The following is a 20,288-nucleotide window of genomic DNA, read 5'->3' as shown; positions in this document are numbered from 1 at the left end:
TTGTGGCGAAGAACCGGCGCGTCTTTAAACTGAAACGTCTTCAGTAGCCGCTGGACTTGTCTGGCCGAGACGCCGAGCAAACACGCAGCCGTGGCGCTGGTCATTCTTCGCTCACTAGCCCTCGACAGAACCTCGATCCGCTGCAGCTCGCGTCGCTCATCAGAACCCGTCCCAACCTGCAATCTCCTGTGCGCTCGAAGGGGGGAGATAGGCAAGCCAAATGCAGGGCGACATTCCTCAAGCAAAAGCCGTATAAGATAGCAGTGTGGTACAGATCGGTTCCTGCACAGGAGACATGAGCGCGAACCTTGTGCTCTGGAAGCCCAAGGGTGATCGTGCGTGCTCTTCGGTTTGGCAGCTTCATCATGACGTCACCTCGGTGGACGAGAATTGATTGTTGACGCACGTGTACGAACTGCCTCGGTCGTCCGCTCGATCGAAAGTACGGTGTGTGGAGAAAGCTCTCCATCATGCAAGACGAGAAGCTGCTGGGCTGCTTCCTTGTCCGCTGCCGTGAGCCGATGATTCAGGCGAAGAAAGTCCATCCAGGTTGGCGTGCGAAATGTCTCTGTCCAAAGTGAAGGCGTTTGGAGGTTGCGCTGGAGCGTCCAGTTTCGAGCACCGGCGCGGCTAAGAGCGTGGCGCTTTGCACGCATGCAGGCGAGAAAGGCGTCGGTATTCTTTTCGGATATGGAATAGTCGACTTTGGCAACGATCGGGCCACTCCTTGGCTTCAGATCGAGTGCTATCTCCGGTGCGAGATAATCCGAACTTTCCTGATCCGTTTCTTCCCACGGACGTATCCCCAACACCATTCCCGTTGCTGCAACCAGCAACAGAACCCCTGCGGCGCCCTCCAACGCCCAGGTCAGGGAGTAATTCTGCGCGACGGAACCCCAAATCCAGCTGCCGGCAGCCATACCGCCAGCGCTCAAGGCGTAGTAGATCGACAGTGTGCGGCCGACGACCCACCGTGGGCTTGCCAGTTGCACCGCCACGTCAATGCCGGTCCAGGTGACAAGCCAACCCGCGCCGCCCAAGGCTAGCGCGACTGCCGCCACGGGGACCGACGATGTTAGTGCAAGGCAAAGGCAACACGCTGCACAAGCGACAGAGGCGAACGCCACCAGCCTGTTCTGAGACGTGATCCGCCTTAGGAAGCCGTTGCTCATTCCCGCGACGAAGGCCCCGGCGCCGAAGCCGGCCAATAAAATGCCGTAGACGATGGGCCCGCTCTTCAGCTGATCCCGGACGACGAGAGGGAGCAGCGCGAGGATCGCAATGCTGGCCAACCCGAAAAGGGTTGCGCGGGCGATTGCCGCCCTGATCTCCAGGGACATCGCCGTGAAGCGAACTCCGTCATGAATTGCCGTCATCATTCTCTCACGGGGGAGAGGCGAAGAGCGGACTTTCCAATTGGTGCGCCATATTGCGCCTAGAGGGACCAGATCACTCAGCGCGGCCATGGCGAAAGCCGCCAACGGGCCAGAGAAGGCCAGGATCACGCCACCCAGAGCCGGACCGAGGCTGCGCACAATGTTGTATCCGACAGACATAAGCGTCACCGCAGCCGGAATGTCGCGCTTATCAAGGATATCGCCAACAGAAGCATGCCAGGCCGGATCATTCAAAGCGAAGCCGCAGCCGGCCAGGAAACCCAGTCCGAGTATCAGCCAGGGATGGACGAATCCCAGCCCCACCGAAATCATCAACGTCGTTGATGCCAATGCAATCAGGCAGTGTCCCGCAAACATCACCCATCGGCGGCTGAAGTTGTCGGCGATGGCTCCAGCGAGAATTGAGAGGAAGAACACCGGCAATGTGGATGCGGCCTGAACGAGTGCGACCATGAGGTCGGAAGCCGAAATGGTGGCCATCAGCCAGCTGATGGCAACCGTTTGTACGAGCCACCCCAGGCTGGATATCTGTGTGGCCGTCCAGATTGAGCGAAATGCCGGGTTGCGAAGCGGGGCAAGCGTCGTTGGACCGGACGGATGAGGATCTTCGTGCTGCACGCTTTTGCTTTCGACGAGCCGATCATCAAATTCACGGCTGCCAGACTGACTTTTTGTCTCTGCGATTTGTGTAATCGGTCAGTACTTCCAGTGCATGACCCAGCACCCGCTTCCGCATGCTCCACAATTAACCTTTGGGCGGCCGAATATCGGTTTGCTGTGACCCGCTCAATCCCGAATTCTTGGCGATTGGCGTCGGAAGCATCGCATGAGCCATTTCGGGACTGCGCGGGTCGGACCTGCGTTTGGTTCGCGCGAATTTCCTGCTTCTTTGCGACCGCGCCACGGCGGCGGCGGGTCCGGCAATTCGAGTCATCACTCTGACTTTGCGACCGGCTTCTGCACAACAGGGCACCCAGGTAGCGCGGGACTCTTGGCAGCGGCAAAAGAGGCGGATCGTCGAAACGAGCCTGCACCTGTCCACCGCCCGAACTGGAAGCAGCGATCCACGGCATTACCGCTTCGGGGTCTTCGAGGATTCCGGCTCGCTTCGCGAAGCCTACAAAGGCATCGCGGACCACGCCCACCGGCTTACGGCCGTCGTTTGCTTGGTAGCACAAGCGGAGGGCTGTTTCATGGATCATACCGCGGCGTTTCTCCGACCAGTCCTCCAGAAACTCGATCGCGCCTGCGAGATCGGCAATCTCCTGCACGAGGTAGGACCCGTGCTTGACGAATACCGGGCTGCTGAACGCCGGGGCGATCATTCGCTCCTCCAAATTGTCAAACAGCGTGTGCAGAAACCCCGGTGGGACCGTCGGCGACCATCGCAGAATGTGTCGTCAGCCTGATGGCGGTTCAAGACGGCGCATGCCGCGCCAGAAATCAACTGCCTGTGGGCAACGAGCCGATTTGGCCTTAAAGCGAATTGGCTGCCAGGCGAGTTACTACACTCTCCCCCTTCTTATTAAGAAACCGTCTCAAACTACCATGATGTCGGGCTTTTTTGAGGATGGCCATGTCAAAGGGCATCGTCGCCGTGTAGTCGAGTGTTGTCGCCGTTTAAGCACTCACGGCGCGCGTTTCAGATCCGCTGTCGACGGTTGAGGGGCTGTTTTCCGCTTTTGACCCTACTGTCATGGTTATGAACTCGACCGGGGGCGGCTCGGCGTGATTGCTACCGGATGCTGCTCGCTGCACCAGGCCCTTCGTCTGCCTGAATCGGAAGACGCGAGCGCCCGCTGCTTTGCATGTGGGACGAATACCTCTTTTCCATAATCATTGCATATATGCGTGCTACGAGGTCCGATTTGGGAAACGAAAGGCTTGATCATGTCGACCGCTAGACGAGGTAAATCCCCCGCGCAGCTTTTCCGTCATCTATCGGCAAAGTGGCCTGCGGCATTCAATCCGAAAGCGCCCAGGCCGCTCAAGATCGGCATCCATCATGACATTCGGGTGCTTGAGGGCGAACTGTCTGATGATGAAGTGAGACGAGCCCTGCTCGCTTATACCAGGATGGCCAAATACTTGGCGAGACTGGATGCCGGTGCCGCTCGGGTCGATCTCGATGGCAAGCCGGCCGGCGAGGTCTCGGATGCAGACGCGGCGACCGCCACGGCTTTGCTTCGCGCCCGCAAGGACAAGCAAGAGACCAAGCAAACGCCGGAGCCAAGGGCAGAGCCTGAAGCGCCACACAAACCAAAACCGAAGCAAACGGCCGTGTTCAAGGCGACAAACACGGCCGACGACCCGACCTGCATAGTCGTTGAGACGAAACGTCGCCGGTCATTCCGAAAACCGATGTCTTGATCGCCGCTGAGCCATGGCTCTTGCGCCCACCGGGACAGCTCCTGAGGGTCGGGTATATGGTGCCCGTGCCGATCCGAATCGTGCGATCAAACCGATCTGTTGGAAGCATGGACTTTCGAGATTTCGGAGACCATCTTGAGGCAATCGCAGAAGAGCTTCAACAGCATTGGGTATAAAATAACGCTTTTCTCTTTGCGATCGGTGGAGGATGAGATTCGCTCGCGCCTGTGAAATCCGCCCCTGGTTCCCTTTCCGTCGGACCTTGTTAGGGCACCTGCGATGATCTCGCCGAGGGCGCCGCGCGCATGATCCCATCGGACATGCAAACCGGACGTTTCTCAGACGCCAACTGTCCGATCAAGTGGAAACCTCTAAACATGACGGATGCCGCGGTGATCGCTCCGACCTCCTGGTATCGCCGTCAGCCCATCCAAGGCCATGTTTGCGATCACCGGCGAGACAATCCCCTATGCCGCCGACGTCTCAAACAGAGTTCCCTCATCGATAAATCCGGGAAGCAACTTTTGTAGGACCGCCCTGTCCATCGTGCTCCAGAAGCCAGGAGTGACTAAAGTAGCTTCCAAAATCCACTCTGGCGAAGCGCGGCTTGGCCAAAGTGATGAAGCACCGCTCGATGGCTTCGGCAGTCGAGCGTTCGGGCCTGAATCCATAGGGCTTTCGGAAGCGCCATGACACGCGAATGGTTATTGATCAGTTGCGACGGAGCAGCTCAACCTGCTTCGACGAGATCCCTGCCACCGTAGAACTCTTCCGCCGCCTTCCGACAGACATCCGTGTAGAACTCATCCGCATCCTCGATCGTGTAACCAGCGCCCGCAAAGCAGCCCCGCGCCACTTCGTGAAGCGTATGCCGGATCGAGCTGGTGTCGTCGTACACGGCATTAAGGCAGGATGTGATCACAATGACCTCTTCCTTCAAGAGACGTTGTTGACCGCTCATCAGGCGGGCATGGTTGATGCAGGCGACGGCGTTGGCGCATGTGAACGAATCCCCGAGGCCAGAGCAGTCTTCGAACCCGTTGCCTTGCTCGTTGAATTTTGAAGTGCGCGATGGGCAGGTATTGCCTAGTGGCCACCTGCGGGTGGTACAGGTCCTTGACTACTGCGGGATCGTGAGGGGGCTTGGCGGGCAGCTTCTGCTCGCTGCAGCGCTGCGATGCATTCGTCTCTCCGAGGAAGTTGGCGGCCTGCTCATGATCATCGAGGCCAAGAGCGCGCGCGCCGCCCGATGGTATGCCGGCTTCGGCGCCGAGCCGCTCATGGATCGCCCGCTGACGCTCGTGGTCCCGCTGGCGACCCTTGCGGCCGCGCTGCGGGGGACCGGCCATCTTTGACGAACGCGTCGGCTCGGCCGAAACATCCTCTTCCGCCCCCGTGCTGTGGGATGGTCCGGAATGTCGCTCAGCGTCTAGCACAAGACGATCAGCGGCACTCCGGGCGCGACCTGCGACCGCATCAACAAAGTACTGCTGCAAGCCAGGCCAGAGAAGTTGGAAGGTGGCAACGTCGTGCAATCGAATGTTCAGCTTATTTTCTGGGACACTCCCTTCAGGGCGTCGTAAAGCAACTTGATGATACCGGACTCCAAACTCAGGCTCAGGTTCCATTGCTGAGCGAGGGATTGAACTCTAATAAGATCGGCCGGGTTGTCCGGTTCCATCGATGCCATAAGACTTTTAAGATCTCTTTCTGCCTCAACAGTGGCACTACCGAGGCTGCTACTGATACTGCTGACGGTAAGGTTATGGCCAGAAATAGGGGACATAATTATCTCCAAGGTGGCGGTATCTCGGTATCACGATGCACCATCCATATTATTGATCACCTCTGTCGCCGCGCCTATTGCGTCCGCTATGGCCGCCAAAACTTCGAATTCCTGTCTCGAAACGCCAGCATCCATTTCACGTTTCAACAATTGCCGGCAGGTATCGAATTCCCTCTCTAGGGCGGATCTCTTTGCGCCATCGAAATCCGTTAGCAGCTGTCTCTGCAAGTCAAACATAGCCATGGCTTCGCTCACCCCTTTTCCTCCTCCACCGTCCATTTCGGCTTGCTCGGATAAGGGACATGCATGTCATCCCCGCCGATGCGCACAGAAATTCCGCCTCGGTCTATGTCGACGATCTGGCCCAAGCTCTCGAGACTGTCGCCGATCTTCAGGCGCGTTCCATTCTCAACGACGATGAATGGCGTTCGGCCAAGGTGTACTCCTCTGGGCGCCGGCAATATGACCGGCGTGAACTGCGTCTCGAGCGGGATGTAGGGTGCGAACCTCTCCTGAAAGCGAGAAGCGACCTTCTGCCAATCTTCAAAATCAATCGGAGCCAGAGCCCCCGAAACGAACACGCCGTCCGCCTTCGTCAAGATGTGAATGGAGCGCCGCAATCGGGCCGTGATCGCCGTCTCTAGAAAAACGCGAGCGCCGTCGGGTGTCACGATCGCGTTTTCAATTTCGGTTAGCCCCGGAACATCCTGCCGCAGGCGATGAAGCGCTGCTTCGACCGTCGCATCGCCTGGCCCATATCCTGTTATCGCGATCTCCCCGGCGCCGATCACGCGGACGCTGCCCTCGATTCCGAAGCCGCTTATCACCGTCGTGACGAGATCGATGAGCTGCGAATCCGATAGAGTGGTCGGTGGTTTGGATATCACTTCCGCCTCAAAGCCGGCGTTGTTCAGGGCTGCTCGTAGTTCAGCATCGACTCCAGCTCGGAAGTCTCCTTCGATGACCACCTTGTCATCAACCGAGGTAATCTTGACGTGTTCAACGACATTTAATTCGCGAATGATTTGTCGCACGTTCCCCATCGGGTCAGTGGCCGGAGACGCATGTGAGGCGGAGGGGGGAACTCGCCCTAGGGCGGCCCAAAACACGACGACGGGCATGATCAGGAGAGTGCAAGCTATCGTCCCTAGCCGTAACCGCCGCGGAATCGAGCCTGCCACGAGATGTATCTGTCGGCCGATCAAGGCCGACGCCGGTTCGCGAGTGGCTGGCGGCGCGGAAGTGTCCGGTTCCCTGTTTCCTATGGAATCCACCTCGGGAAAGCTGCTCCCGGCCGGCCCGATCCCAAAAATCGTCCGCCCGACCTGTACCGGTGTTAACAGATCGAGCACCGTCAAATTGCCTACCGGGAGGTCTTTGGTCCCGATGCGCACCCCCGGTGCGAGCGCAATAACGTGGATGTGTCCCGCCTCGACGGTAATGCGAAGATGTGTGGCAGCCAATTCGGGATCAGCGAAGGTGAGGTCATCGGTATCACTGGCACCGATCAGCCATACGCCTTCCTCGAGCGGGGTCTCTGCATCCCGGTTGGAACCGGACAGCACACGTAGGATCAGCTTGGCATCATCGCCAGCCAGACTAGCGTATTTCATGGCCGTATCTCTCATGACAGCGATATCCTTGCCAGCGGCTGTACGGAGATATCGGGGACAAGTTCCTGATAGGAGAGCACGGGTAGCCCGTAGAGATCGACTTCAAGGATCTTGCGCAAGTATCGGCGGATGTCGATAGAGGTCAGTAGCACAGGCATGTGCGGTTGCTGGCCGACATTGCCTATCGTGTCCCGCACCTTATCGATGATTTGCCGCGTGGTGCCAGGGTCGAGGGCGAGATAACTGCCCGCGGAAGTCTGCCGAATGGCATTGCGCACCGTGTCTTCCACTTCCGGCGTAAGTATGTAGGCTGGCAACACGGTCCTGCCGACAGAATGCCGGAAACAGATTTGCCTTTTTAACGCACAGCGCACGTGCTCAGTGAGGAGAACTGTGTCTTTTTCCTTCGGTCCCCATTCGACCAGCGCGGTGAGGATAGCGCGCATGTTGCGCAGCGAGACCTCCTCGGAAACCAGCCGCTTCAAGACCTCAGAAATCGTCTGCAGAGGAACGGTCCGCAGCACCTCTTTTGCCAGTTCCGGGAAAGATCCTTCCACTTGATTCAGCAGAACTTTTGTTTCCTGGATTCCGATAAACTCATCTGCTTGCCGACGCAGGACATGACCAATGTGGTAGCTGAGGATCTGAACCGGTTCAAAAAATGGGATACTGGCGGCTTGCAACGACTCGCGATGTGTGATGTCCACCCACGTGGTCTCGATCTGAGGCAGGAAGGCCTTATCGAGAACATACGGAATGCCCATGAGGTCGAGGTTCTCGGGGATATCACGAGCCAGAAGGTGCTGCGCCCGCAACAATCCTTCGCCACATGGAATTTCATTTACCATGATCGTGTACGCGCCATCCTTGTTGCTGTCGCTGACACGCAGATTGATGCCTGGAAAGGGGACGCCGAGATCGAGAAGGAGCGCCTGCCGCACGGCGGCCAACTCCTTGTTCAGCCAGTCTGGCCGGACGATGCTCTGAACGTCTCGACCAATGTCGAGCATCAGAGGAACCGTGAGCGTGATGGCATCGTAGCCCACGCCGCTTCGTTCAGCCGGCCCGTTCGACGCCGTCACCGGCGGCGCCCTGACGCCGGCGACCGAGTAGGAAGTCGACGGCGCTGAAAGCGGGCTGCGCCGCAATAGCCAGCCACCGCCTCCAGCCAATACTGCCAATATCACGAAAATTGCCGAAGGAAAGCCAGGTACTAAAGAGAACAGAATTAGGATGACGGATCCTGCGATCAGGGCACGTGGCTGGGCTTTGACTTCGTCTCCGATCTCACTGCCGAGATCTGAGCCCTTATCCCTGTCGCTTATCCTCGTGACGATAAATCCTGCCGTTATTGAGGTGAAGAGAGCCGGGATCTGACCGACAAGCCCGTCGCCGATGGTCAGGATGGTGTAAATCTCGAGCGCTTCGTATAAGCCCATGCCCTTTTGCAGGGCACCGATCGCAATGCCGCCTATGATGTTCACAAAGATGCTGATCAAGCCTGCGATTGCGTCACCTTTGACGAACTTCATTGCACCGTCCATCGCGGCGTACAGTTGGCTCTCGCGCTCGATGGCGATGCGGCGCCGACGAGCTTCTTGAATATCGATCGCGCCGGCACGCAGGTCGCCGTCTATGCTCATTTGCTTGCCCGGCATCGCATCCAGCGAGAACCGTGCGGCGACTTCAGCCACGCGCTCGGACCCCTTCGTGATGACCACGAACTGCACGATGGTGATGATCAAGAAAGTAACCGCGCCCACCACGAGGTTCCCAGCCACCACGAAATCGCCGAAAGTCTTGATGATCTGGCCGGCGTCTGAGTGCAGTAAGATCATGCGTGTCGCAGCGATACCGAGGGACAACCGAAAGAGCGTCGTCAGCAAAAGCACCGAGGGGAAGGAGACGAACGCGAGGGGTGACTTAATATAGACCGCCACCATCAGCAGGAGCGCGGAAATCCCAAGATTGATGGCCTGCAGCACATCCATCAGGACGGCCGGCAGCGGAATGATCATCATAAAGATGATCGCAACCAATAGCCCCGCCAGAATAATGTCGTTCCGGCCAGTCGCAACCGCCAGGACCTTGCTGAGAAAATTCACGCCGTCCTTCCCTGCGACGCACTCGGCACGGCCGCCTGTGTCAGCAGTATTGTGACCATTCGCTGACAGGCTCTCGCCTCGGATCTGAGACCGAGTTTCCAATAAGCCTTGACCCGTACCTGCAATATCCGGACTCGCTCCTCATCGTTGAGCGCGTGCAGAAGAAGCCGACCCGCCTCGGCAGCGGCCTCCTCGCAGTCTCCCGCTCGCAGCAATGCCAGACAGCGTGCATGTCGTGCCCAACCCCATGCGGAGTCGAGATGCTCGAGGGCGAGTAGGAGCTTGGCTGCATCGTCAAGAAGGCCAAACTTGATATAGAAATACGCTAGCACCGATAGCGCATCGCGCTTGTCGGGACTGATAAACGGTTCCGTCATCAGCTTATCCTCGCATCAAAGCACGGCAGGCGTTGTCGAAAAGAACACGATCGCATTGCGCCCGATCGAGTACCGAGAGCGCATCGCACAGCACGGCACGATCTGGATCTCCCGCTTGCGCAGCCAGATCGGCCAGCGATGCATGTGCGGCCGTGAGCGCCGCTGCGTATCTCGGCGACTCGAGGATTCTGGGATTCGCGATCGGAGGCGCGAAGGCGATCATCATCATGTCATCAACGGTGGGGGCGTCGTATAGCAGATCAAATTGCAAAACCGACCGAGCATCGGCTACGAGGCCTGTTCGCCGCGGTTCCGCCAATCCAGAGACGATCGGAGCAGAATGATTCAAGCTGCCGGAAGCGATGCGAATCATAGGTCACCGCGCTGCGGCATCAATTTCGTCGACGAGCCGTACGAGAACCTGCGCCGCGGTTTCTAGAGTTGGAAGATCAACGCGGTTCTCAGCCATGCTGATGAGCAGGACCAGCAGCGCCTCGCCATAAAAGGCGACGTTCACCATGTGCGGCAGCCTACGATCCGGGTGTACCGCTTTGAGAGCTGCCGCGGCGATCCCCTTGCGGTGAAGTGGCATGGCGCGCGTTAAGTACATTACGACAGAGCCATCGCGACACTCCATGTGGAGATTGCCCGATCGTTCAAAACGCAGCGTTAAAGGAGGCGCCTGCGGTGGAAGTCCCATCGCCGTGCAAAAAGCCCGAATAGAAGCGTGCGCGCTCATGCACTCTCTTCCTGTTCAATGCGGATGTCCATCGCTTCCTCTATTGCCCGCAACGCCAATTCTCTTGCCTCCAAGTCGCGGTAGACTCCGACCGGAATCATCGCGAGAAGTTCTCGAGAGTCGCGCAGTACGGCAATCTGCATAGCAAGGTGAGCGGGAGGAATTCCTAACCGTTCAGGAATGGAAATGAACTTCGACGGTCCAGGAACCGCATCCTCCACCAGTGGCAACAACTGCCACATCACGCCCGTAGCTGTGATGTCGATGGTATTTCGCCGCCGTATCCGTTCGACCATCTTCTGGCAGCACTCGTGCACGGTATCCAGCACTCGCAGCGCCGATAATCCGCTAAGGATCTCCCATAGCCGAGCAGGCTCGACCGACGGGCCAGCCGAAGCGATATCATCGCCGAGCGCACGCGTAAGAAAGGCGACATGCCGTGCAAAGCTCTCAACTCCAGACTTGCTGAGAATCTCCCTATAAAGCCGAAGCGGTCCTGGATCATGGGAGACCGTGGCCCGATAGAAATCACGCAGTTCTGCAGCGAGCATCTGATCACCCGCCGCTTCTTCAGACGCCGCCACGGAAATATTGAGGCCGGCACGAACAGCCACTCCCTCCTTGGCCATGAGTTGGGCCTTGGCACCATCCGTCCGTGCGGCAAGCTGGTCGAGGCCCTCGCGCCGCAACTCTCGCGCCGCCAGATCGAGTGCCGCATAGGCATAAGAGGGGTCAGCGAACCGCTGGCGGGCCTTTCGGAGTATGTCCTGCAAGGCAGAATCGTCGCTGCGGATATCGCGCAACAGCCCCGGCAACTCGGTACGGTCGAAATTCGGGAGACGTGCGAAATAGGCATCAATCCCGGGGACCGCGCCAAGCGGCGGCGCTACGCGCTCCTTCGAGATTTTGCGCTCAGTCAGCGCCCTTGACTCGATCGCTTCGGAAAAACCGAAAGTGCGCTCTTCCCTTGCCTGTTCCAAGAGAGTCGCGTGTGTAGGCCCCGCCAGGCGAACAGCTTCACCGCGCCATGAGCCCACCTGCACCGGGACCGGCTCGATCGCCATCCGATCAGAATAAAGGCGCGAAGGGGCCGTTTCGAATACTGTCCTATCAGACATCACTTCGGCTCCGTACGGTCATACGGCGGATCGCTTGAGCGTCCCGCCAACGTTTATCCTTCTGGGTCCCGGCGGCAGCGCACTGCAGATTGCCGGGGTAGGGGCTTCCTCGCGGCCCGACTTGCCGTTCCGCGGCTAGGTGGATCCGCATGTTTCCCACCATTGAGACTTCCGTGCTCGCTCCTGTCGAAGCCACCTCTCGGCAGCACACATCGAAGCGAACTGTGTCAGCGGGCTGCGCCCTTTCGGGCGCGCCAAAAGGAATGTCAGTCGATATGTTGCTATAAGCTGATGACATGGATGGCAAATATAAATCCGATATGAGCGCATACAGGCTGGATATGGGGCTCAAGACGTGGTCCGGAGTTGCAAGCAATTTCGCATATTGCGCGAGATGAAATATTAAACAATACGAACGATCCAGGACGTTCGCTGCAGTGTTACGGTGTGGACGAGGAAGTTATGTACGTTCGAGTAGAAGTGACGGAATATCTTCGTGTACTACACCGACCTTCAGGAGCGCGTGCCCCAGCGGATTGTTTCGCATCACCGGAATAGGATGGCCAACAGCGTGGATCAGATGCTGCGCGAGATCGAGACCGATGGCTCTGATCACGAGGGAAGGGCGCACGCTTCCGAACGTGATAAATCGCCACGCAAGATACATCGGATTGTGATCAAGACGGCCCCCTGCGCGACCGGCTGGTCATGCCTTTGACGAGCAACTCCATATGCAGTCGTTTGCGTCTTGCAATTACCAGTGGGCCACCGTTATTCTCCTTGTATTCTCGCTTCGTCTCATCCTTCGACATCATGTTTTTCTTCGTGAAATGCCGACGCTGGAAAGCAAGGTCCGCAATTGCCACCGTAAGAAAACTCAATCCGGCATAGATGGCGATAACGAGCAACAGGTTACCTGTTACCGCCCTTAGGCAAGATAAGCCGCAACTCGGCGTCCAGACGAGCGCATGCATCCCTTCGCGCAGCGCCAGCAGCAGAACCGAGACGAGTATCAAAATCTTGCCGATCGATTTGCCCAATTCAACGAAATTCCTCAGCGAGACGATCCTCTTGACGTTCTCACTGGGACTGAGCTTCTTCAGCGCTGGCGAGGCCGCCTCGGGCGTGAACATTGGGCCATTCTGTACGATGTTGGCGCCCGCGCCGATTACCAGAACGATGCCGATGAAGGGCGCGAGCATACGCTGCAGTTCGGCAACATAGGACTGCAGGAGCTTTTGAGTGACACTCAGGAGATCACCTTCGAGAAGCGGTACAGGTAGCAGGATCATCGCCTCGAGCCGATCTATCATGCCGGAAAGGGAGGCGTAGAACAGAGAGAAGAATGCGATGGTCAGTGCCGCGGAAACGACTTCACTGCTCTGCGGCACCTGCCCCTGCCTGCGCAGGTCGCGCAGCCTTTTGGGAGTAGGCTTTCGGGTCTTTTCGGCGCTCATGACAACCACGTGGTGATGAGGTTGAATATTGCGGCCGGTGATGGCACGTGTTTATCGGCCTCGGCCAGAATGATCGTGAGCGAAAGAACTAAAACCAGAAGGGCCATCGCACTCTTGACCGACATGGCGATAAAGAAGACCTGCAGTTGCGGTGCAAAGCGGCCGATCAGCGCCAGACCCATTTCGCTGAGGAACATAACAACGATGGCTGGACCGGCGAGAAGTAAAGTCAGTAGCATGACGAGATTTGCGAGATGCAGAACCCCCGTGGCGAATGCAGGACCGAATGCAGGCTGCAAGCTCCACAGGGGCCAGATCTCATGGGAGCGATAGAGCGCTTCAATCAATGCGGAAAAGCCGCCAGTGGCAAATAGCCATGTGACGAAGAGCTGGGCGAATAGCGTTCCAAGCGGCGAGACCTGATTGCCGCTCGCCGGATTCAAGAGGCTCACCATCGCGGCGCCCCTCTGGTTGTCAATGAAGGTGCCCGCCGCCTCAACGCCCCAGAGGGTTGCGGCAATTGGCATGCCGAGTACGAGACCAACCAAGAGTTCCTTCAGCCCCAGGCCCAGGATCGAGTTCAGATCCCAGGTACCGAGGTTCGCAGGCCTCGTTGCCCAAGCATGCGCCATCACCGGGACGCTCAATGCCGTGATCGCGCCGTTCCGCGCCAGTCCGGTCACAATGCCGCGCCCCAGAATGGGTATAATCAGCATCATGCCCGTCGTACGCGTCGTCGCGAGCGCAAAGACGACAAGGGCACTGTGCAAGGCAGAAGGATCAAGTAGCGACACGAGACAGACCTTATATGGCTCCGATATTGCTGAAGACGTTTAGCGTATACTGGTACAGCTCCCGACCGATCCAGCTCCCGGTTGTCATCAAAACCAAGCTCACGCATATCAGTTTCACGGCGAACGGAAGTGTCTGATCTTGAACTTGGGTCAGGGCCTGCACCAAGCTTACGACCAGCCCGACCCCCGCCGCGACGAGGATCGTTGGCATCGACAGAACCACAGTCAGTTTCAGGGCGTCGACGGCCATATTGGCCAGAGTAGCGGTGCTCATCATGATGGTCCCGCATAGGACAAGACCAAGCCGTGGATCAGGCGCTGCCATCCGTTCACAGCGACGAACAAGAACAGCTTGAAGGGCAGGGAGATCGTCATTGGCGAAACCATCATCATACCCATCGCCAGAAGTATATTCGAAATGACGAGGTCGATGACGATGAAGGGCAGGAACAGCAGAAAACCTATCTTGAACGCGTCCGCTAACTCGGACGTTATGAATGCAGGGACCAAAATCAAAACATCGCTGTCGGTTACCGCATTGGCGTCCTGTTCGTTCCACAGTTCACGGGTGGCATTGGCAAAGAATTGTCGTTCCTGTTGCGACGTGTTCTTTAGGAGAAAATCGCGAAAGGGCTCTATGGCTAGCGGTATGGTTTCGACGAGCCCACGGAGATCTTCGAACGCGATCTCCTTGTGGCTCACTGCTTCATATGCCTTGTTGGCCGCTGGCTGCATGATATATACGGAGAGCAGGATGGCGATCGCATTCATTGCCATGTTCGGCGGAATGTTCTGAACGCCCAGGGCATTTCGGATGAGCCCGAACACGACCACGAGCTTGACGTATGACGTGACGGTGATCGCAAGGAAGGGGACAACAGCGATCGCGCCGAGCAGGGCGATCATCGCAACGGGATCAGGCAACCCGGTGTTCATGACTCGGCGCGTGGTAGGCGTAGGTCTAGGACACGCACACCTGTCCGATCGGCGATGCGCACCAACTCGCCTGCAGCGACCACCTGGCCATTGACTCGCAAAGTGATATTGGTCGTAGCGTCGAAACCGAGATCCAATACCTGGCCCACAGCGAGTTCACGAAGCTGCTTGAGCGACATGGTCAGCTGTCCGACCTCCACATCGACCGGTAGGTCGATGCTGTCGAAGGTTTCCGGAGGGAGAGAGTCTGATTTGTCCATCATGTGGTCCACTGCTGAAACAACCGCAAGGCGGGCATCCATGATCGAGACGCGGAATCGTGAAGTGCCACAGAGGCACATCAAAACGGTCATCGCGCCGTCGCGAGCAACCGGTGAGGCGTCGAGCAGGATGACGTCGCCCGGCGCGAGTGCCTGTAGTTCCGCCAAAGTAAGGCTCACGCGAGCGGCCCTTAGATCGAGAGAGAAGGCCAGATCGTCGAGGAACGCGCACACGACCGGCAGCGCATCGCAGCAGCAGCTGGTGATCCAGTCGAGTCCGCCGGCATCGAATTCTACCAGGCCAAGCAGTTTGTCTGGACCATCCAAGCGAACAAGCCCAATGGCGTAGGGCAGCACTTGGGTGATCTCGGAAGAAGACCAGATGGGCCGCTGACCGCACCATTGTTCCACCTCAATCGCTACATCGCGTAGCACGATGTCGAACAGAATTTCCTGCAAGCCGTGGTCCAGTGGCAGCGCCGTGATGTCTGGCCAGCGCGTCACCGCTCTGGACGGAAGGAGAGTCGGGTCGATCACAATGCGGAGGTCGTGGCCGTGTAAGCGTACCGTAAACCGGCGGCAATTCGCCGGAACACGCGGTGATGTCGAATCGGGCATGACAGCTGCCACGTCGATACCAGCGAGGCTGAAAGCGGCCGGCAAGCGGGTTGCAAGACGCGAAATGGTGGCGGCCTCTCGCGAACTATAGCAAGGCAGATCGATCACGCGCCCCTCTCGGCTCCGCAGTGAAGAACTGGCTCGGTCCTGTGAGACGGTCGGTTGAGCCGCCAAGGGAAATGGAGCTTTTTGACGGGCCGGCGCCTGAATGCTTCATCCGTGCGCCTCAAGCTCGTGGCTGCCGAAACCCTTGCGGGGTGCGTCTTCAAGTGACTCGCATTGTTTGTAATTCTGCTCGTTGAGCGTTTGCGACAACCGCCCGTCGTCCCCAAGGTGGCCTGCGGCGGGGTAACCCGCCCCGCAGGTGGGGTGGAACAGACACTATTTGTGACAGCCGCCATCTCAGCATACCAACCAGCGAGTACCCTCGAGCCGGCGACCAACGGTGCGGACGACAGTCGCAATGAAACAGCATAGCCCGAACACATGAGTCAAAGAACTCCTCAGCAATCTCTGAACTCGGCAAGCTGCCTAGTGACACGATCTTCGATGCAAGCCGTTCGTGTTCCCCATGAAATCACTCGCCTCATGGTGACGGCTATCCCGAAATCACGCCACTCCCGGGGAGGGGCATCCGCTCAAGTGTTCGAGCTGTCGTTTACATCCAATCTACTCAACGCGGGCCAGAAGCAAATATCGTGTCGATATTGGTTCATCTCCACTTCTTATGAATGAGATCTGACAAACATCCATCCTGAGTGGCCTCCTATAGCCAGTAGCGTCAAAAAAATCGTGCCGAGCGACGGCAGAAGCTTTGGCCGGCAGGAGCGCCACCGCTTCTCGCCGACGCGTCGCCTAGGAATCCTCCAGATGCGCACTATTGGCTCCACTTGGTGGGGCCTCGCGCGGCACCGTGAACCAGACCCTTCGGGCCCTGCAATTCTTGGCGTGACACTGGGTCGATCTGATCTGACTGAGCGGATCGATACGCCCCCGGACGCCGCGCAAATTGCGGGTCGTGTGGAGCGCCTACGAGGTGATCGGCTTTTTCAAAGCAGTGAACGCGGCGAGAAACACGCTCGCTCTGATGCCACGTACGCGGTGGGCATACGCGCCGCGGGCGGCGCGTATGCAGTGACAGAAATCGATAGCGGCCAGATGGTCAATTGGCATCGGGCCGAGCAAGGGCGGCGAGGACCGCCATGTGTTGGCGCTGCCGCCGCTGCTGGCGACTTCACGCGTCTCCTGATGCTTGACCAAGGCGGGCAATGGCTGTTTGCCCGGCGCAATGCGCGCGGCATGAAGGCCTGACAGAAAGACGCGCACGTCGACAAGGCCGCAATCTTGCATTACGGGCGGCAACCACATAACGCTCCCCAATGGGACGGACAGCGCTCGCAGGCCATAATTGTACCAGCTCCGCTGGTTTGTGGCGAAATCGCTCGATCGCCGTAAAAACGTCGCCCAAAGACATGCCGCTTGGAGTGCTCGCCTCTCTGCTAAATCGGGACGCGCTCCCATCCGGCGGGCAGCGCTTCACCAAAGCTCTTTTCTACCTGCGCGGCGACCAGGGCACTTGCTGCCTCGGCGGCGGAGGTGAGCGGCATGTGGGCGGATGACATGAGACATGCCGTCAGATGAATCGGCGGATCGATCGCGACGGGCCTCAGACCTTCGTAGCCTGGAATGTCCGAGAAATCCCCCTTTGGAACGATCCCACTTGCTACGCCCGCTTTAACTAAGGAGAGCATGCTGCAGAACGTGTCGACCTCCGCCACGCAGTTGGGTATCACTCCGGCCACTCCAAACGCCCGGTCCAGCGCGTCGCGGATCGTATGCGGCTGCGCTGGCAGCACAAGGGGAATTGCCGCCAGATTCTCCAGGGACACGGTAGTTGCGGCATTTTCTGCGTTGACAGGCCGGATCAGATAGAGGCGCTGGCGGAACAGCGGTTTGCGGCAAACACCATGGGTGGGTGTGTCCTCGAAGACCATGCAAACGTCAAGCCCGTGCGATTCCATGAGCGGCCTGATGCGGAGAAAGTCACCGGTAACCAAGCTCAGGGTCACTTTGGGGAGTGCCGTCCTGCAGGCCCCCACCAAGGGGCCGGCGAGGGAGGCGGCGAGCGTCGAAGACATGCCAAGCCCGACAAGGCCTTCTGGTTCTCCCTCCGTGGAGCGAACGATGCCGGGCAGTCGCTCTAGCCGCTGCAAGATGAAGACGGCCTCCCGATAGAAGGCCTTTCCCACTTCGGTGGGGCAAACGCCGCGTGCGCTGCGGTGCAGCAGGGTGGCGCCGAGCCTGGCTTCAAGGCCAGCGATCTGTTGGCTGAGGGCTGGCTGGGCCACATGAATGGTGGCCGCCGCCCGGCAGAAGCTCCCAGCATCGACGATGCTCACGAAATAGCGGAGGTGGCGTAGTTGCATGGGATAGCCTTGACGTTTGAACAGAGGTAGATTGCGCCCGATGCCTCTTGTGACAGTGGCGTGCCAGACGCCCCAGATGAAGCTGGACCCTCTTCGCGACTGCCAAGGCAGACCCAGGAAATAGATTCCCGGCTCGGTCGAGACGCCGCGCTGGTGTCTTGGCCGGCCCTTCTCGTCGAAAGCATCGACCTTCAGCCAGCTGTAGTCGACTGCAAAGCCTGTCGCCCAGATGATTGCCGATAGCTCGGCCTCGGCCACGTCGAGCTCAAGGATCGGATCACTCATGCATTCCGGATCCGGGTTGATCCTGCGGGCCGCGGGCTCTTCCGTAAGATCGAGCCCGTTGGAAGCGACATAGGCGTCGGCTTCATCCAGCAGCGACATCAGGCTGGCGTCGCCGCGGGCAATGTTTTTCGCCAGATCGGGCGCGAAGCTCATCACGCCGTCCTGGTACGCGTTGGTCATACCAACCAGGGTAATCCCCTGTGCGGCCAAACGACGGAAATCGATCGTCTCACCGCCGCGCGCGCCGCTCACCGCGATCGTGACGTGTTCGGTGCCGAGTCCCGGGGCCTCGGCCTCCCACTTTCCGAGGACGCCCAGCCACCAGCAGCAGTCGCGCCCGCGATAGGCCCGCGGCGGGCGATCGTGAGGGCCGACCGAGAGGTAGACGCGCTTGCCAGCGCGCTGGAGTTCGTCCGCGATCTGCACGGCCGAGGATCCCGCACCAACCACCAGCACCGCGCCTTTCGGCAGTTGCTCAGGGTTGCGGTACGCGCTGGAGTGGATTTGGAGCATGCCCGCATCCCGAGGGACGACGGGCGGAATGACTGGTATCTGGAAAGGTCCGGTCGCGGCGACGATGCTGTTGGCTTCGATCACACGGTCCGACGTCTCGACGCGGAATCCGGGCCGCCCGACATTTCTTTGCACGAGCTTGACCTCCACGCCGCAGCGGATCGGCGCATTGATCTGCTTTGCATAAGCCACAAAATAGTCGGCGACCTCCTCCTTGGCGGCAAAGTCATCGCGGCCGGTCCGCGGAAACTCCATGCCCGGGAACCGGTCATGCCAGGCCGGGCCATTGGCAACCAGGGAGTCCCACCGCTGCGAGCGCCAGCGTTCGGCAATCCGGGCGCGTTCAAGGATGAGATGAGGCACCCCGCAGTTGTTCAGGTGCTCGCTAATTGCCACTCCCGCTTGGCCGCCGCCAACGACAAGCGTGTCCACTTTTTCGACAGACATCTCTGCGTCCTTTTCTGGCTACTCAGTTTTCTGCGGATGCGGCGGAGGTGTGACCCTCGAATTGCTGAATGGACCCAAATGCGAAAATTAGCATTTCCTGTGCCAAGGGTTATCCTTGTCCCTAATGCTCGGAGGGATTGCTTACGATGTGCAACGGGAGGGGATGTCCCGGATCAGCACCATTGGAGAAAGTGGTCGAACGGCTGGCGGCATTTTTTTTTGCCGCTCCCGCTCTATACATCAGTGCCGGCCATACCGCCGATCTGGAGCGTGGAGCCGTTCGGGAAACGTCCGTCCAGACGACGAGCAGACGACTCTGCCAAGTCGACCGCGAAGAATTCTTGGCTGCTGGCGTCCGCGACGACCTTTCGGAGGGCGGATGAGAGAAGAAGTTTCCCGCCACTCACTGCAGGCCGGCCTTGCCTCTTCGGCGTAAGTCGACGAGCGCTACGTCCAGAAGCAGCTCGGCCACGCCTCGACCGAGATGACCGGCAAATATCAGCGGCGGCGTGATTGGTTCCGCGTCTTCACCAAGGCGTCCGGGCTCTAGAAAGTCCCCTCCCCTGAAGCGGCTGCGAGACGGGCGGGATGGACGAGATTTCAGCTTAGCGTCTACGACGCTGCTCACCCTACGGGAGGAGCGAAAGCCATGTTAGCTTCCGTACAAGAAAATCAGGGAAATATCACAATGGGACGTGGCCGGATGATGACCCGACGATACATCACCGGCCGGTCCCAAGGATCGAAATCCGACGCGCTTCTCAGGTCCGCGCGGCGCGCGAGATCGATGCGCTGCAGACATTCGGCGAAGGCATCGTTCTTCCCGACGAAGCCGTAGTACCGGCATTCCGCTTCGTCCGCGGCACGGAGGTCTTCCGCCGTCATGCAGCCTGTGCAGACTGCGGCCAGGGCGACCACCATCACCGTCTTATACCACATACTGTCCTCCTCGACACAAAAGTTGCTTATAGGGATTCTGGGAGACATCAGATCGCCCGCGGCACCGCGATCTCTGTGGGCTTTTGCGCCCGCAATGACATCTTTCCG

At 58.8% G+C, this 20,288-nt stretch carries 18 protein-coding genes and 6 pseudogenes; 5 read left to right on the top strand and 19 right to left on the bottom strand.

The annotated features are described in order from the left end of the window. Positions 1–371: 371 nt before the first annotated feature. Positions 372–2,015 (bottom strand): MFS transporter, encoded by a 1,644-nt coding sequence (locus tag ABVK50_RS03470; RefSeq protein WP_353642795.1) that lies wholly within the window; start codon positions 2,013–2,015, stop codon positions 372–374. 536 nt (positions 2,016–2,551) lie between these two features. Next, positions 2,552–2,722, bottom strand: a pseudogene (locus ABVK50_RS03465) (DUF982 domain-containing protein); the annotation flags it as partial. Between the two features lie 361 nt (positions 2,723–3,083). On the opposite strand from ABVK50_RS03465, the pseudogene ABVK50_RS03460 reads away from it, so the two are divergent. From ABVK50_RS03460 to ABVK50_RS03445, 4 genes and pseudogenes are all read left to right on the top strand, one after another. Continuing rightward, positions 3,084–3,176: pseudogene (locus ABVK50_RS03460) on the top strand (thioredoxin reductase); the annotation flags it as partial. Between the two features lie 111 nt (positions 3,177–3,287). Next, entirely contained in the window at positions 3,288–3,767 is a 480-nt protein-coding gene (locus ABVK50_RS03455; protein ID WP_353646036.1) for a ProQ/FINO family protein, read from the top strand. A 700-nt stretch (positions 3,768–4,467) separates the two neighbouring features. Further along, positions 4,468–4,830: a hypothetical protein gene (locus ABVK50_RS03450; RefSeq protein WP_353642796.1), complete on the top strand. Its 363-nt coding sequence runs from the start codon at positions 4,468–4,470 to the stop codon at positions 4,828–4,830. Positions 4,831–4,903: 73 nt separating this feature from the next. Then, positions 4,904–5,122: pseudogene (locus ABVK50_RS03445) on the top strand (GNAT family N-acetyltransferase); the annotation flags it as partial. Between the two features lie 188 nt (positions 5,123–5,310). Here the strand turns inward: ABVK50_RS03445 and ABVK50_RS03440 are convergent. From ABVK50_RS03440 to ABVK50_RS03365, 16 genes and pseudogenes are all read right to left on the bottom strand, one after another. Further along, positions 5,311–5,553 carry an EscF/YscF/HrpA family type III secretion system needle major subunit gene (locus ABVK50_RS03440; RefSeq protein ID WP_353642797.1) on the bottom strand — a complete coding sequence of 81 codons (243 nt, stop codon included), beginning with the start codon at positions 5,551–5,553 and terminating at the stop codon, positions 5,311–5,313. A gap of 30 nt (positions 5,554–5,583) precedes the next feature. Next, positions 5,584–5,808 carry an EscE/YscE/SsaE family type III secretion system needle protein co-chaperone gene (locus ABVK50_RS03435; protein ID WP_353642798.1) on the bottom strand — a complete coding sequence of 75 codons (225 nt, stop codon included), beginning with the start codon at positions 5,806–5,808 and terminating at the stop codon, positions 5,584–5,586. Beyond that, the gene (gene sctD / locus ABVK50_RS03430; protein ID WP_353642799.1) at positions 5,805–7,181 is read right to left on the bottom strand and encodes a type III secretion system inner membrane ring subunit SctD; all 1,377 of its coding nucleotides are present in this window, start codon (positions 7,179–7,181) and stop codon (positions 5,805–5,807) included. The genes ABVK50_RS03435 and sctD overlap by 4 nt, the downstream gene beginning before the upstream one ends. Further along, complete coding sequence (gene sctV, locus ABVK50_RS03425) at positions 7,178–9,271, bottom strand: type III secretion system export apparatus subunit SctV (RefSeq protein ID WP_353642800.1); 2,094 nt, start codon at positions 9,269–9,271, stop codon at positions 7,178–7,180. Before sctV ends, sctD begins: the two co-directional genes overlap by 4 nt. Next, entirely contained in the window at positions 9,268–9,648 is a 381-nt protein-coding gene (locus ABVK50_RS03420) for a hypothetical protein (RefSeq protein WP_353642801.1), read from the bottom strand. The genes sctV and ABVK50_RS03420 overlap by 4 nt, the downstream gene beginning before the upstream one ends. Positions 9,649–9,652: 4 nt before the next feature. Further along, positions 9,653–10,021: a hypothetical protein gene (locus ABVK50_RS03415; RefSeq protein ID WP_353642802.1), complete on the bottom strand. Its 369-nt coding sequence runs from the start codon at positions 10,019–10,021 to the stop codon at positions 9,653–9,655. Positions 10,022–10,024: 3 nt separating this feature from the next. After that, positions 10,025–10,387, bottom strand: a complete 363-nt coding sequence (locus ABVK50_RS03410; RefSeq protein ID WP_353642803.1) for a hypothetical protein — start codon at positions 10,385–10,387, stop codon at positions 10,025–10,027. Next, the gene (gene sctW / locus ABVK50_RS03405) at positions 10,384–11,505 is read right to left on the bottom strand and encodes a type III secretion system gatekeeper subunit SctW (RefSeq protein ID WP_353642804.1); all 1,122 of its coding nucleotides are present in this window, start codon (positions 11,503–11,505) and stop codon (positions 10,384–10,386) included. The genes ABVK50_RS03410 and sctW overlap by 4 nt, the downstream gene beginning before the upstream one ends. A 677-nt stretch (positions 11,506–12,182) precedes the next feature. Then, complete coding sequence (locus tag ABVK50_RS03400; RefSeq protein WP_353642805.1) at positions 12,183–12,962, bottom strand: EscU/YscU/HrcU family type III secretion system export apparatus switch protein; 780 nt, start codon at positions 12,960–12,962, stop codon at positions 12,183–12,185. Next, positions 12,959–13,756 carry a type III secretion system export apparatus subunit SctT gene (sctT, locus tag ABVK50_RS03395; protein ID WP_353642806.1) on the bottom strand — a complete coding sequence of 266 codons (798 nt, stop codon included), beginning with the start codon at positions 13,754–13,756 and terminating at the stop codon, positions 12,959–12,961. The genes ABVK50_RS03400 and sctT overlap by 4 nt, the downstream gene beginning before the upstream one ends. Before the next feature lie 10 nt (positions 13,757–13,766). After that, the gene (sctS, locus tag ABVK50_RS03390) at positions 13,767–14,030 is read right to left on the bottom strand and encodes a type III secretion system export apparatus subunit SctS (RefSeq protein WP_353642807.1); all 264 of its coding nucleotides are present in this window, start codon (positions 14,028–14,030) and stop codon (positions 13,767–13,769) included. Further along, positions 14,030–14,692, bottom strand: a complete 663-nt coding sequence (gene sctR, locus ABVK50_RS03385) for a type III secretion system export apparatus subunit SctR (RefSeq protein ID WP_353642808.1) — start codon at positions 14,690–14,692, stop codon at positions 14,030–14,032. The genes sctS and sctR overlap by 1 nt, the downstream gene beginning before the upstream one ends. Next, complete coding sequence (sctQ, locus tag ABVK50_RS03380) at positions 14,689–15,678, bottom strand: type III secretion system cytoplasmic ring protein SctQ (RefSeq protein WP_353642809.1); 990 nt, start codon at positions 15,676–15,678, stop codon at positions 14,689–14,691. The genes sctR and sctQ overlap by 4 nt, the downstream gene beginning before the upstream one ends. Before the next feature lie 921 nt (positions 15,679–16,599). Beyond that, a complete protein-coding gene (locus ABVK50_RS03375; protein WP_353642810.1) occupies positions 16,600–16,938 on the bottom strand; it encodes a hypothetical protein in 339 nt (112 codons plus the stop codon). Between the two features lie 131 nt (positions 16,939–17,069). Next, positions 17,070–17,978, bottom strand: a pseudogene (locus ABVK50_RS03370) (LysR substrate-binding domain-containing protein); the annotation flags it as partial. Between the two features lie 78 nt (positions 17,979–18,056). Next, positions 18,057–19,241: pseudogene (locus ABVK50_RS03365) on the bottom strand (NAD(P)/FAD-dependent oxidoreductase); the annotation flags it as partial. Positions 19,242–19,582: 341 nt separating this feature from the next. On the opposite strand from ABVK50_RS03365, the pseudogene ABVK50_RS03360 reads away from it, so the two are divergent. Next, positions 19,583–19,791, top strand: a pseudogene (locus ABVK50_RS03360) (integrase); the annotation flags it as partial. A gap of 122 nt (positions 19,792–19,913) precedes the next feature. On the opposite strand, the gene ABVK50_RS03355 reads toward ABVK50_RS03360, so the two are convergent. Beyond that, the gene (locus ABVK50_RS03355; RefSeq protein ID WP_353642811.1) at positions 19,914–20,180 is read right to left on the bottom strand and encodes a hypothetical protein; all 267 of its coding nucleotides are present in this window, start codon (positions 20,178–20,180) and stop codon (positions 19,914–19,916) included. Between the last annotated feature and the right edge of the window lie 108 nt (positions 20,181–20,288).

The organism is Mesorhizobium sp. WSM2240 (assembly GCF_040438645.1).
Classification (GTDB): domain Bacteria; phylum Pseudomonadota; class Alphaproteobacteria; order Rhizobiales; family Rhizobiaceae; genus Allomesorhizobium.
This window is presented reverse-complemented; position numbering and strand designations above follow the sequence as displayed.